We start from the raw sequence: 12,655 nt of genomic DNA on the forward strand, positions 1-12,655 counted from the left end.
TTCGCCTTTCGCTGCTATCGGACGGTGGCTTGCAGGGTACGCACGACGCCCGCCGCCGCTGCGGTGAACGCCCGTCGCGTCTGCGGGGCGAGATGCCCGAGGGTGATCTGCCCGCGCTCGGCAATGTGCGGGTCATACGGGATAGTGAACACCTGCTCGACACCCGCGTCAGCGATAATCTGATCGACCCGGTCGACGACCTGCCGGTTCTCCGGCCGCCCATCCGTCAGCCGCAGGATCGTCGCGTGCTCGGCCAAGCTCGCCGCCTTCCCGCCGGCCGACCGCAGTACATCGAGCAGCGCGACCGCCTCCAACACCGCATCCCCGGCGTTGAACACCGGAATCACCAACGCGTCGGCGGTATCGACGGCGCCCTGGAACGCTGAGGAGGAGGGCTGGTTGCCGCTGTCCATAATGCGGATGCCGAAGTACTGATCGACGACCGCCGCGACCGCAGTCACATCGTCATGGGTCAGGCGCGGCCGGCGACGCACGGTGCCGATCACGGACGCGAACGAGGTTTGAGGCGCGGTGTAGCCGGCGAGCTGCCCGGCGCTGGTGATGGTGTCGACGTCGCGGACGAGTTCTCCCATGCCGCGGGCTGGGTTTCCCTCCGCCCGGAACGACAATGCGCCGGGGTCGTCGGATACCTCGAGGATGCACACCGATCCGCCGCGGGCGGCGGCAAGGACTCCACCGGCGATGATCGCCGACGGCGTCTTCCCGACGCCGCCCTTCTGGTTGGCGACCAACACGCTCACCGCGCGAGTCCATGTTGCCTGCCGGATCGTTTCCTCATCCCGCCGCAAGGCTTCCGTCTGTTCGCGCTCGGCCAGCTCTGCCGGTCCGGGCGTCATCGGCAGCCCGAGGCGGGAGAGCACACCGCGCAGGCCGCGCTGCGCACCCTGCGCCTGCGGCGCGGTGGAGAGCAGTCCGAGGTCGTGATCGGAACCGCCAAACAGATCGGCCAGAGCCGGCTCAGACGGGATTCCTACCGGCCGCTGCGGCATCGCGCTGGCCGGTGCACCACTCTCGTCGACAGCTTGGCGTTCCGGAAGCGGGACAACCGGACGTTCGGGAGTGGGGGCATCCGCTTCGATGTAGCCCTGGGCACGTGACGCACCGCGAAACACGGTACTCGCGGGTGGGTCAGTGTGCTGGTTCGTGGTCTGTGATGTTGCCTGATTCTGACTGGACACAAGCAAATCTCCCTCTCTAGGACTCCATACGGTGCTCGACAATCACCACAACGACACAAGACACGGAATCGGTCAGCAGGTTGGCCGAGCGTCGGCGGATTGTGGCAACAGCCGGGCATATTCCTGCCAGCCATGCTGTCGTATCCGTTCGAGCGGACCGGGTGTGCACCGTCACGATTCCCTTTCTGTGCGGCGTCGTTGCCGTCTAAGTCGAGAGTAATGCTCACCTCCGACATTGAATGCGACACACCGCCAAGAAGACACGAAATGCCCTCAAAAAGTCCCGGCCACAACAGCGGTCCCGTGACCGAGCAGTCGCCCACGCCTTGGCAAGTGCTCGCCAGTTCGCAAGCGCAAGGACCTGTGCGGAAGCGGCTACGCCGCTGCGAACCTCAAATAATGAGCCGCGTTCGCGACCTGTTTTCACGGGCTTGTTTGACCTTTCCGGCCGGTCATCGTAGCTCGCTTCGCGCCTGCGTTCCCAGATTCTCAGACGCGGTCGCACGCTCCCTTATTTCGCCTGAGATTCTGGGCACTACAGCTCTCCCGCTCGCTATCGATTTCTCTCGCCGGAAGGCAAACAAAATATTCGGTCCAGGAGAGGGAGCCACCATCATGACCATCGCTGCGGTTATCGACACCATCAGCACCGACACCACCGTAAGCAGTCCCATCAGCCACGACACCATCGCCCGCACCGCCTGGGCCACCATCGCCGAACCGGGCGACCCCCACGTTTGCGCACTCATCGCAGGGTATGGGGCCGAAGCAGCCCTGAACGCCCTCCTCAGCCTCGACCCCGATACAGCCAGTGGCAGAGACGGGACCATCGCGCAGCTGCGATCGACCAGCCTGCCTCGGTACTCGGTCAACCGGGTCGTCGACGCGATCCGTCTCACCGTCGCAGGCGGGTACGAGCTGCTCACGCCATCACATTCGAACTGGCCGGCATCCGTTGCCGACCTCGGAGAGGCAGGACCGTTTGCTCTCTGGGTGCGCGGGGACGCTTTGCTTCTGAGCGCGCCGAGCGTGGCGTTGACGGGCACGCAGTTCGCGACCCCGTACGGCAGGCACCTTTGCGTGGACCTGGCCTCCGGTCTAATCGAGCGCGGCTGGGCGATTGCCTCCGGCGCCGCTCGCGGCATCGACACCGCCGCCCTCGCCACCGGTCGGGCATTCGCCGGCCGCAACGTGGTTGTTCTCCCCACGGGCATGGACGACACTTGCCCTGCGGAAAACGCGGAGCTGGTCGACGCAGTCGCGACGCGCGGTGTCATCGTGAGTGAAATCCCACCGGGACGCACGCCCTCGGCGTGGCAGTTCCAAGGCGGCAACCGACTCCTCGCTGCGCTCGCAACCAAGACCGTCATCGTCGAAGCGGAATACGAGTCCGGGGACCTGCACACCGCGGTGACCGCCATGGAACTGGGCCGGCCGTGCGGTGCCGTGCGCGGGTTGGCTGCGACCGTGGCCAATGCGGGATGCGACCGGCTCATCCGTCAGTACGGCGCCCAACTTGTCGCCACCATTGACGACGCCGACCGACTCTGACCCTGGCGAGAGCGCCGCCCGCATCGGTCAGGCGGCGCTCCCGGATTCATCCGTCTCGACGACGTCGAGCCGCACGACCTCCGCGTCACGACCACGCTCGACGTCAGCCGGCGCCGGCGCCGGCACCGGTGTAAGCGGCGCGGATGGTGGTGTCTGCAGTTGCCGGTTGGGCAGTGCTCGGAACGGAGCGATCGCGCCGCCCTGCACGATCCAGAACGCTCCGTCCGCCGCTTCCCGCACATCTTGCGGTGGGATGACGTAGGTGTGTTGGGCGCGGGCGCTGCCGAGTTCCTCGCCGGTGGCGCGGCCGGCGGATTCCATCCGCATCACCGTCCCGGCATACTTCACCACATCTTCCGGGTCTTTGGATCGGCCAAAGATCAGCGCAGCGCCACTCGTGAGTGCACGGCGACGGCGGACCTCATCGTTAGATAGGCCCGCCGGGCTCTGCGTCGCGAGGACTAAGCCGACGCCGGCGCTGCGCGCCGTCTCAAACAGGCTCCCCGCAGTATCACCCGGGTCCTGCGACCCTGTCACCAGCTGGGGGAATTCGTCAACGATGACGACCACCGGGGACTTGTCGCGACGCTCCAACCGGGTGGCGAGAAAGTTCCGCAAGTCCAGCAGGAGCAGATCACCCAGCCGCGCCTGAGCATCGTCGACCGGCGACAGCGGAATGACCGTCACGTCAGCTTTCGGCGCGTTGTAGGACCAGCCGTCCTGGCCGATCCAGCGTTGCATCGGCCGCAGCGCCACCAGTAGGCTCTGCAACGCCCGTGCTCCCGCGGTCGACCCGTCTCGCTCCACGCGCTTGTTGATCAGCGGCAGGTCGTCGGTGTCGTCGACGAACCGGGCTGGGTAGGTCAACCGCTCGCGCAGGTCATCGATGCTGCTCAGCGGAGACCTGCCTTGCACCATTTGCAGCACCCCACGAATCTCATCGAGATAATGCTGGTTCGCGCCGTCAGGTACGGGCATCAGCCGCATCAGCTTCGCCGTGATCTGGTCGCCGGTGCCGTTAAAAAGGTTCCACGTACCGCCGGTTGTCGCGGTGCGACCATAGGTCTGCGCCACGGCGACCAGGTTCTCGGCGTCAGCCGGGTCGCCTTTCGCGTCTATGACGAACACGGGCCACCCGTATTCCAATGCACACAGTACGAGTCCGTTGATCAGGACGGTTTTGCCGCTGCCGGACTCCGCGATGATCAGTGCCCGCACCGACGATGCCGTCGGCGGCAGTACCAGGTATTTTCCGGTTGCATCGACCCAGTCGCGCACGCGGCGCATGTCATAGAAGCGGTCAGCGAGGGTTCGAATCGTCACCCGGCTCGTCACCCCGAATGCCTGCCGCTGATCTCCCACGGCCAGCGGCACGGTGACCGCTTGGCGGGTGGTGCCGACGATGCGGCCTGTCTCGGCCTCGAGGCGCACGCCGATGCGGCGGGCCACGCTGCTGTCGGCGGCACGCTTGCGTGCGGTCTCAATCTTCTCCTGCCGCACCACGTTCGATACTCGCCGGGACCGAACCTGCTCGGCGATTTTCCGCCGCCGCAACGACCACGCGGCCGGCAGCAACAGCACCCCGGCAAAGAAATTCGCCACCACCCACGGACCAAACATCGACCAGAGCTGCGCCCACCACTCAGCGTCGTCAAAGAACTCGGTCGCGGCCCCCGAGCGGATCCAGTCCGCCAGCAGGATTGCCTCCCAAGTGAGGAGCGCGGCTACGAGGAGGATGCCGACCGTATTAACCGTCCACTGCCACCGCCACACCACCCAGAACCGGGTCTTCGTCGCGATAACGTCGCCGGCAAGCCGGCTCACCACGACCGGCACGACCAGCGGCAACGCAATCAAGACCATGACGACCGCGAACGCGGCGCCGAGCAGCCGCGCGATCGTGTCGCTGGTGGCGTCCGTCTCTACCGGAACGGCCGTCTCGCTCATGCGCGGACCTGCGTCGACTCGCCCCACCCGCTGCTGCTCTCGAGCTCCACCACGTGGGCGGCTCGTCCGTGTGCGGTCGCGTAGGCGCCGGCGCCCAGCTCGGCGCCGGTCCAGTACCCGCGTGCGTCGAGGGAGTGTTGGGAAACGAAACGGGGTCGGTCGGTGCGGACCAGGTGCTTGTCCGCCTCCCGTGTTACCGCCCGATCAGCGTCCGCCGTGCAGAAATACACCACCCGATCAATCCCCTCATGCGCCAAGCGATACGCGTGGCTCTGACAAATCGACTGATACCGCTGCCACGTCTTCGGCGTCAACTCCACCTCCACCAACTCGACAACCCCGTCACGCTCGGCCACCCCATCAGCCTGATGCTCGCGCACGCTGTTCGGTTTGCGGTCCCGCCGCCACGTGAACCCCTGCGCCAGATAGCGCGCCGACACCGTCGCAACCGCTACCTCATGCCGCGTCGTCTGCCGAAACAGATTCGGCGCCGGCTTCCCAATCGCCAGATACGTGGCCCACACTATCGACCCGTCCCGATACGCAACCCGGCCCCGGCCCAGCAATCCAGTCCCGATCATCCGCGCAGCCCACTGCTGCGCCCGGCGCAACGACACCGGCTCACCAACACCAGACAGGGCGCCCAACGCCCACCGCACGGCGTCCATATCCGCCAACCGAACAACGTCCAACCATGCCAGAAGTGCCTCGTCGCGCTCCGTCACCTGCACCATCACCCAGCTCCAAACTGACAACGTTTCAGCTTTCCACCACGATTCTGCACCCAGCCACCGACACAGCCCCGCATGCCACACCGCACATCGTCCACTTCAACTCATCGACCTCACCGCTTCTGCTCGTCGTTTTTCTTATCCGATTGCTTCCTACTCTCTGCCGTCAGCTCCCACATTTTCTGCCGGCTTTACCTAGCTTTTCTCGTCACTTTTTTCACTTCTTCTCTGTCTTCTCTTCTTGTTCTCCCTATTTTTTTCTTTTCAGTTTTTTCTTTTTTGTTTTTGTACTTCTGTTTTTTTCTTCTACCTTTTTCTTCTCTTTCCCTGTCCCACCACCACCCCTTTACTTCCCAACCTCCTACACACTGAGGAACGATGGGTGTGAGAGGTTGGGAAGCGAGCGCAGCGAGGGGGCGGCGGTGGGACAGGGAAAGAGACCCCCTACCCATTCGTTTACCTATTCGCTGCCAGTGAATAGGTGGACGAATACCCGCGCAGGCTTGTGGCGCTCTTCGTGCGTCAAATTCGTGACGGACGACGTGGTGCCTGCGACCGATCTTTGGCCCCTCTGCTGCGCATCTAGCAGTCGCCCGCACTGGACCTGCTCCGCCGGGCGAAGCCGAAATGGGGGCCCGGATATTGATGGCGTCCTGTGACGCTGGACCCGCGGAAGCGTCGACGCGAGCGGCCAAATCTTGTCGGCTCTATGTCGTTTCAGCCGTCGAGGCATGAACAACTCGATGTGCGATCACGGGCCGTTCCGTCACCGGAATCAGCTCGTTACGACAAGCGCCGGAATCGTTCCACGCTGTCGAACCAGCGGACGACGCTGTTGGCGTTGTGGGCTTGCATGAGGGCATCTTCGACGATGCCGGCGAATTGGGCGGCATCGCGAAGGCCGAGTTCAGCCCGAGCGACTCCGGGCGCGCAGCCGGCGCCGCAGCCGTCTTCGCCGTTGCACTCGACGCCGTCGACGACGGTGCTGTGCCAGTTGGCGAGCTGGTCGTACACCTGGCCGAGGGAGCGCTGGGTGGCGGTCAGACACCCGAGCAGCAGGTACGAGTCGTAGGGCCGTTCGATCGCACGAGTCGCGTGCGCCAGGCTGCGTGCGATGTCGGCCAGCTCGTTCGCCCGGCTGATCAATTCGCTGTCGTGGTCGTTCATGGTGGTGCTCCTTTCATGAGGTATTCAGGGTGGGCCGCGCGTGCGGCCCACCCTGAATAGCTATTCGGTGTCAGGCTTGGAGTTGCGGCGAACGGTGGCGACGGCGCGGTTGAGGTCGGGTCCGACGTTGTCGGCGTCGATGACGCGGCCGTATTGGCGTGTCTGCTCGTCGCCCCAGCTGTCAGTGTGTTCGCGGCCGACGACGATGACGGGGTCGCCCTTATGCAAGGTGGCGGCGACGTTTTGGCCGAGCTCGAACTTAGCTTCCACGAAATGCGTGGTTGCGGCGTCGTGGGCGAGCCATTTGCCGCCGCGGTACTCGCCTGTGTTCTCGATGACTCGCAGCTTGGTGATCTGAATGCTGCCGGCTGTGACGACCTCGGGGTCCAGAGCCAGGTTGCCGATGATGGTGCGTGTGGACATGAGTGCTTCTCCTTCGATGGGTGGTGCGTTGAATTGCGGTGGGGAGTCGTTGGCTTTGGGTTCTTCGACCAACTATTTTTTGTGCCGTCCGGCGAGAAGAATCGATAGCGAGCGGGAGCGCTGGGAGTGCCCCGAATTTCAGGCGAGATAAGGGAGCCAGCGACCGCGTCTGAGAATCTGGGAACGGGAGGCGCGTAGCGAGCTACGGTGATCGGCCGGACAGGTCACAAATTGCGTTTCACGCGGTGGGGATGCGCGCCGATTGCGGCCGCGATCAAGGGGCCTTTGCCCGACGTTGCTGGCAAGTTATCCACAGGTGTTTTTCGCGCGCGCGTACTGTTAATTTTTTGTTTGTCCTGTTAGTACTGTTAGGGGGGCCGATCAGTGGCCCCCTATAGGGCCAGATCTGGCCCCCTATCGGTACGCTAAACGGCCCCCTACGGAGGCCGCTCACCGGCCCCCAAACCTCCGCGTCGAAGCATCGGAATGACGTTGGTCTCGTACCGTCGGTGACCGCCCGGTCTCGTGCTGTCGACGAGCAGATTGAACTCGGCATTGTGGCCACGGTGGCCAGCACTGACTCGCTCGATAGCGCCGCTGGCGACGAGTTCCGCGATCGCCCGCTTGACCGAGTGATACGCCGACTCTGATCCGTTGTCCGGAGCCAGATAGCCCAGGGCGATCGCCGAGGATTCTCGGGATGCGAAGTACCGTCGCGGCGGTTGATTACCGGGGTTGTCGTTGTCGTCCCAGGTTTCCAAGGCCATGTGCACGAGCAGCCGGGTTGCCGCGTGCCCCAGGCCCAGGCGTGCAGCTGCGAGAACCGCGCCCTTAGCCGCATATAGGCCCACAGTGCTCTCACCCACCGGATCGGGTGCGAGGCGTTGCGAGATGGCAAAATTTCAGTATTCTGGACATAGATCAGATCCTTTGCGGGTGTTCGATCCTTGCCCCGGGGTGCAACCCGGGGCTTTATCTTTGGCCTGCCGCGAGCCGACGATTTGGTCGCCTGCAACAGGAGGCGCGGCCTCACCGCGTCACGAGGGCGCGTTTGCCCGTCTGCGTCTGTGCGCTCGCCTCGACCCAGGCGATCACTTCGGCCCGCTTGTACAAGACTTTCTTCGGCGTCGGCTTGTAGAAGCGCGGTCCCCGACCCAAGTAGCGCAGGTGGGCCAGCCCGCCGACGGTCAGTCCGGTGAGTTCGGCGACGACGACGGGGAGGATGAATTCTTCGGTCATGATTACGTCCCTTCGGTGACACGAGACACTCATTGCTTCGTGTTGCGATCACAATAAAACGCTTTTCGCTGTTTGACAAGGACCAATAGCTGTACGGTGTCGGCATGACAGGTTTTGTGAGGCAGTCCGGAATTGGCGAGCGGATTCAAGCCATCCGGAAACGGCACGGCATCCGCTCCGCCAAGGACCTCGCCGACCTCATGCCCGGCGGCAATGTCACCGAGGCGATCCTGCAAAACCTTGAAGCCGGCCGCAAGCAGGACCTCTCGGTCAGCCAACTCCTGAACATCTCCCACGCGCTGCGCGTTCCACCGGTTTTTCTCCTTGCACCAATCGGGCGCCCGCATGACGCGCTCGACCTGGTAAACCTCAGCAATACCTTCGAGGGAATGACCGTCGCTGAATTCGATGCCTGGATCTCCGGGGAAACGAATGGCACCTACCGGTGGCGTGACCTCACCGAGCGCACGGAACGCTCGCAGCTCGAGGCCATGCGCCAGCTCATTGCCAGCCTGCGCGAGCGCCGCCGTCTCACCACCAACGCGGCCATCGAAGCGGAACTCACGCCGCCGGGTGAGGTCAACACGGACCCCGCGATCTGGGATACCACGCAGGAACGACTTGCCGAGGCAAACCGGCGCATCGAACAACTCAGCAGCTATCTCACCGACGCGGGCTGGGACCTCGAAGGATGGGTCAAGTAGACCGCTGAGCCCGGGCCGAATAACTATCGTCCGCGTGTGAGCGGTCGAGGTATCGCCCTTGAGTTGCACTCTGTGCGCGTGATGAATTTCCTGGCGCAGGCTGGGATCGGCGACCGCATTCAAGCGATTCGCAAGCAGCACGCCATCCGTTCGGCTAGCGCCCGCGCCGATCTCATCCTAGGCGACAATGTCACCGAATCGATCGTGCAGAATATCGAGGCTGGCGGCAAGGACGACCTTCTCGTCAGCCAACTGCTCAACATCGCCAAGGCCCTACGCGTCTCGCCAATCTTCCTCCTCGCCCCCGTCGCCACACCCTCGGCCCGGTTCGACATCGCCAACCTCAGCTCGAGCTTCGATAACATGACCGTGGTCCAGTTCGATGCCTGGATCTTGAGCGCGGTCGACGGCGCTTACCACTGGGCCACCAACGACGAACACTCCGAACGCGCCCAGCTCTTGGCGACGCCGGAGCTCCACACGCAGCTCCGCGAGCGAAGTCGTTTGGCTGTAAAAGTCGAGGGCGAGCGATTCGTAGAGTCCGCTGACAAAATCGCTGCGACTACTGCATTCGACACCACCGAAGTGCGCCTCCCTAAATTCAGCCGGCGTATCAAACAACTCACTAGATATCTGGCCGCGGCTGGCTGAGAAACAGAGGGATGGTCTTACTGACTTCGCCCAGCCCAATGTCGGTGGGCGAGAGGAGAGTGGATCCAGCACAATCACTGACGATCCCGAGGTGAGATCATGGGCAGCATCTACTCGTATCTAACGAAGGCCGGTAAGCGCTACCGAGTCGTCTATCGCAAGCCGGACCACGATCAAGCACAGAAACGCGGCTTTACGACGAAACGGGATGCCGCGCTCTTTCTCTCAACGGTCGAAGTCACCAAGGCGAACGGCGATTTCATCGAGGCCTCAGCTGGTCGATTGACCATTGCGACATTGGGTGCTCAATGGCTCCACCACCAGTCACATCTCAAGCCCTCCAGCCTGCGCCCGGTTGAAATCGCGTGGCGCCTCTACGTGAAGCCAGCTTGGGGCACCCGAACTGTGGGCGAAATTCGTCACAGTGACGTTCAGTCGTGGGTGACTGAACTTACCGCGGTAAAGGGCGCGACGACTGTCCTCCGCGCCTACGGCGTCCTCGCTTCGACCCTCGACGTTGCCGTCAAGGACAAGCGAATCACCTCGAATCCGGCGCGCGGCGTGAACCTGCCTCGCAAGATTGCCAAGGAGCACACCTACCTGTCACACAGACAGGTCGCAGCGCTGGCGACCGCCTCCGGCGACCGTGCAACTCTCGTTCTCATAATGGCGTATTGCGGCCTCCGCTGGGGCGAAGCCATCGGGCTTCAGGTCAAGGACATCGACTTTCTCAAGCGCAGAATCAACGTCAATCGCAACGCTGTTGAGGTCGGTTCGCAGATAGAGGTCGGAACTCCGAAGTCCTACAAAGTGCGCTCGGTGCCCTTCCCCGCGTTCCTACTCCCCGGACTGAGTGACGAATGTCGAGACAAGCCGGCAACGGCACTCGTCTTCGCCGATCGATTCGGAAACCACCTCAAACGCACCCGGGTAAGCCTGGGCACGCGGAGCTGGTTTCTGACGGCACTTACGACGGCAGGCCTACCACGGATGACAATTCACGACCTCCGCCACACGGCCGCAAGTCTCGCAGTGAGCGTCGGCGCAAACGTCAAAGCGGTGCAACGGATGCTCGGTCATGCCTCCGCAGCGATGACCCTCGACACCTACGCGGACCTCTTCGATGACGACCTGGACGCCGTTGCAGACCGTTTGAATCAGGCCGCTATTTTTTCAAATGTTGCCAAAATGTTGCCAAAACAGAATTTTGGGGCAAAGGAAAACCCCTGACTCCCAGTGTTCATATGGGATTCAGGGGTTCAAATGGCTGCGGAGACGGTGGGATTTGAACCCACGGTACCCCGTAAAGGGTACTCCACCTTAGCAGGGTGGTGCACTAAGCCGAACTATGCGACGTCTCCTCGGTGCCTGCTTGCGCAAACACACTCCCTTATCTTAGCCGTACCGGGGGCATCCGCTCTGACCATGAAAACCACGGCCGGAGAAAAGGATACCGGCGCCCGGCTACCCTTGCTCGCGCAGGGTTCGACCGGCCGTGCAGGTGTAATCGCCGGCCGTTTGACCGGTCACCGAATCCGACAGGACAACTCCGGGAGCCTCCGTGGCGGGCGCCTCGGTAGCCACCGGAACGTCGGTCGCGGCCGGAACGGGAGCGGCTTCAACCGGAGCATTCGGGTCGGCGACAGTGCCACGGCCGGTGGTTCCGCTCAGAGTCAGCGGTTCATCGGCAGCGACCGCCGCGAACAGGTCGTCGAATGCCGGCTGAATGGCTTTGACACCGCCCGTCACGTTGCCGGTGGGCACCTGGGCGAAGACGACCTGGTTGAGATTGATATCCTTCAGCGCGACGGCGATCGATGCGAGGGTCGTCACGCTGTTGAGGCTCTCCGATAGGCGCATGTTGGCTGTCACTGCCTTGGCCAGGGCGTATACCTTGGTCGGGTCGGAGAGGGTGTCGGCGCTCTGGATCGTGCGCACGAGCGACGACATGAACAACTGCTGGTTGTTGATGCGGGTCAGGTCGCTGCCGTCGCCGAGGCCGTGGCGGGTGCGCAGAAATTGCAACGCCTCATAGCCCTCGAGCAGGTGCTCGCCCGGGTCGAGGAAGGTTCCGGTGTATTCGTCTTCGATGCGCTCCGCGACGCAGACCGGCACGCCGCCGACGGCGGAGGACATGGACATGACGCCGCTGAACTGCGCCTCGGCTGCAAATGGAATGGAGAGTCCGGTGAGCTTCTCAACGGTCAGCACGGTGCAGGCGAGCCCGCCGTAGCTGAGCGTGGTGTTGATCTTCTGGCTGCTCATCGCGTTGAACGAGCCGCCTTCGGGGTTGGGGCAGGAGGGGATGGAGACGAACATGTCACGGGGGAAGCTGATGACCGAGGCGTTGCTGTGGTCTTCCGAGATGTGCAGCAGCATCGTCACATCGTTGAGGTCGCCGGTGGAGTCCTTCGGGCCGAACGCTGCGTCCTGGCCGACTCGACTGTCGCTTCCGACGATGAGCATGTTGACGCCGCCGTCTATGGCGCCGATCGACGGGACCGGGCCGTCGCTCTCATTGGCGAGGTGCACGCCGGGCTGCACGCTCACGGCGACGTCGTAGGTCGCGATGGCGGCCACGGAGAATCCGCTGACCAGAACGACGGCCACGCTGCCCGCAATGAACTTCGCCACGGTCACGGCAGCGTTCGACTTTTTGAGCCGGCCATGACGCGCAACGGTTTTGAGGTTCTTGGAGCCGGCCCGGCGGGGGCGAAGCTGGTCGCTCACTCATGTCCTCTCATCGGGTGGTCGGCCTGATCGGCCTGCGGCGCCAATGGTTGTGCGCCGGTCTTGTTCGGTTCAGTGAAGCTGCCGTGCGGTGGAGCGTGAAATCGTGCTGCGGAGGGCGTGGGATTCGAACCCACGAGACATTTCTGCCCACCAGTTTTCAAGACTGGCTCCATCGGCCGCTCGGACAGCCCTCCCGGTTGCCCATTTTCCGTGCAAAATACTGCGCGGGATGAATTAGGCGAACTGGCCCGATTCTAGCCGATGACAGACCTCACACACTGACAGAGCGGCCTGACAACCGGCTGGATAC

13 protein-coding genes and 2 tRNA genes are annotated in these 12,655 nt (G+C 63.4%); 4 read left to right on the forward strand and 11 right to left on the reverse strand.

Annotated features, from left to right (window positions below; all coding sequences use genetic code 11):
• Positions 1-14 precede the first annotated feature (14 nt).
• Positions 15-1,199, reverse strand: a complete 1,185-nt coding sequence (locus E3T50_RS08645; RefSeq protein ID WP_241982216.1) for a hypothetical protein — start codon at positions 1,197-1,199, stop codon at positions 15-17.
• Positions 1,200-1,814: 615 nt separating this feature from the next.
• Between E3T50_RS08645 and E3T50_RS16205 the strand changes: the two genes are divergently transcribed.
• Positions 1,815-2,750 (forward strand): DNA-processing protein DprA, encoded by a 936-nt coding sequence (locus E3T50_RS16205; RefSeq protein ID WP_166784253.1) that lies wholly within the window; start codon positions 1,815-1,817, stop codon positions 2,748-2,750.
• A gap of 27 nt (positions 2,751-2,777) precedes the next feature.
• On the opposite strand, the gene E3T50_RS08655 is transcribed toward E3T50_RS16205, so the two are convergent.
• The 7 genes from E3T50_RS08655 to E3T50_RS08680 all read right to left on the reverse strand — a co-directional run bounded on the left by E3T50_RS08655 (position 2,778) and on the right by E3T50_RS08680 (position 8,257).
• The gene (locus E3T50_RS08655) at positions 2,778-4,697 is read right to left on the reverse strand and encodes a type IV secretory system conjugative DNA transfer family protein (RefSeq protein WP_134551479.1); all 1,920 of its coding nucleotides are present in this window, start codon (positions 4,695-4,697) and stop codon (positions 2,778-2,780) included.
• Positions 4,694-5,434, reverse strand: coding sequence for a hypothetical protein (locus E3T50_RS08660; RefSeq protein ID WP_134551480.1), 741 nt, complete (start codon positions 5,432-5,434; stop codon positions 4,694-4,696). Before E3T50_RS08660 ends, E3T50_RS08655 begins: the two co-directional genes overlap by 4 nt.
• A 185-nt stretch (positions 5,435-5,619) precedes the next feature.
• A complete protein-coding gene (locus E3T50_RS16210; RefSeq protein ID WP_166784254.1) occupies positions 5,620-5,880 on the reverse strand; it encodes a hypothetical protein in 261 nt (86 codons plus the stop codon).
• Between the two features lie 331 nt (positions 5,881-6,211).
• Entirely contained in the window at positions 6,212-6,595 is a 384-nt protein-coding gene (locus tag E3T50_RS08665; protein WP_134551481.1) for a hypothetical protein, read from the reverse strand.
• A gap of 60 nt (positions 6,596-6,655) precedes the next feature.
• Complete coding sequence (locus E3T50_RS08670; RefSeq protein ID WP_134551482.1) at positions 6,656-7,018, reverse strand: single-stranded DNA-binding protein; 363 nt, start codon at positions 7,016-7,018, stop codon at positions 6,656-6,658.
• A 437-nt stretch (positions 7,019-7,455) separates the two neighbouring features.
• Entirely contained in the window at positions 7,456-7,884 is a 429-nt protein-coding gene (locus E3T50_RS08675; RefSeq protein ID WP_166784255.1) for a hypothetical protein, read from the reverse strand.
• A 163-nt stretch (positions 7,885-8,047) separates the two neighbouring features.
• On the reverse strand, positions 8,048-8,257 hold the full coding sequence (locus E3T50_RS08680; RefSeq protein WP_233200524.1) for a helix-turn-helix transcriptional regulator: 210 nt from the start codon (positions 8,255-8,257) through the stop codon (positions 8,048-8,050).
• A gap of 104 nt (positions 8,258-8,361) precedes the next feature.
• Between E3T50_RS08680 and E3T50_RS08685 the strand changes: the two genes are divergently transcribed.
• From E3T50_RS08685 to E3T50_RS08695, 3 genes are all read left to right on the forward strand, one after another.
• Positions 8,362-8,961 (forward strand): helix-turn-helix domain-containing protein, encoded by a 600-nt coding sequence (locus E3T50_RS08685; protein ID WP_134551484.1) that lies wholly within the window; start codon positions 8,362-8,364, stop codon positions 8,959-8,961.
• Between the two features lie 78 nt (positions 8,962-9,039).
• Entirely contained in the window at positions 9,040-9,612 is a 573-nt protein-coding gene (locus E3T50_RS08690; RefSeq protein ID WP_134551485.1) for a hypothetical protein, read from the forward strand.
• Between the two features lie 99 nt (positions 9,613-9,711).
• The gene (locus tag E3T50_RS08695; protein ID WP_134551486.1) at positions 9,712-10,842 is read left to right on the forward strand and encodes a tyrosine-type recombinase/integrase; all 1,131 of its coding nucleotides are present in this window, start codon (positions 9,712-9,714) and stop codon (positions 10,840-10,842) included.
• A 40-nt stretch (positions 10,843-10,882) separates the two neighbouring features.
• On the opposite strand, the gene E3T50_RS08700 is transcribed toward E3T50_RS08695, so the two are convergent.
• The 3 genes from E3T50_RS08700 to E3T50_RS08710 form a co-directional block, all read right to left on the reverse strand.
• Positions 10,883-10,973: transfer RNA gene (locus E3T50_RS08700), tRNA-Ser, on the reverse strand.
• 103 nt (positions 10,974-11,076) lie between these two features.
• Entirely contained in the window at positions 11,077-12,342 is a 1,266-nt protein-coding gene (locus tag E3T50_RS08705; protein WP_134551487.1) for an LCP family protein, read from the reverse strand.
• A gap of 112 nt (positions 12,343-12,454) precedes the next feature.
• Positions 12,455-12,539: transfer RNA gene (locus E3T50_RS08710), tRNA-Ser, on the reverse strand.
• Positions 12,540-12,655: the final 116 nt, after the last annotated feature.

Source organism: Cryobacterium gelidum (assembly GCF_004403985.1).
Taxonomy (GTDB): domain Bacteria; phylum Actinomycetota; class Actinomycetes; order Actinomycetales; family Microbacteriaceae; genus Cryobacterium; species Cryobacterium gelidum.